The sequence below is a fragment of the Pseudomonas peli genome (assembly GCF_050563605.1).
In the GTDB taxonomy this organism is placed as follows: domain Bacteria; phylum Pseudomonadota; class Gammaproteobacteria; order Pseudomonadales; family Pseudomonadaceae; genus Aquipseudomonas; species Aquipseudomonas peli_A.
The window spans coordinates 1-269 of record NZ_JBNXUH010000393.1; the positions used below are offsets into that span (position 1 = coordinate 1).

A 269-nucleotide genomic window follows, 5' to 3' on the forward strand; every position below is an offset into this window, starting at 1 on the left:
CGCTCAGTTCGTCTCGTGGGCTGGAGATGTGTATAAGAGACAGTGTTGAGCATGGGCGGTGACTTCTCCGTTGAACTGTGCGGCGGTACCCACGTCAAGCGTACCGGCGATATCGGCCTGTTCAAGATCATCAGCGAAAGCGGTGTGGCGGCTGGCGTGCGTCGAATTGAAGCGGTTACCGGTGCGGCGGCGGTTACTTCCCTCAACGGTGCGGAAAAGCAGCTGAAAGAAGCCGCGGCGCCGGTCTAAAGCCCGCCTCTTATACTCAC

1 pseudogene is annotated in these 269 nt (G+C 59.1%); it reads left to right on the top strand.

What is annotated here, in order from left to right:
- Nucleotides 1–42 precede the first annotated feature (42 nt).
- Nucleotides 43–246, top strand: a pseudogene (locus ACQ4LH_RS22075) (hypothetical protein); the annotation flags it as partial.
- Nucleotides 247–269: the final 23 nt, after the last annotated feature.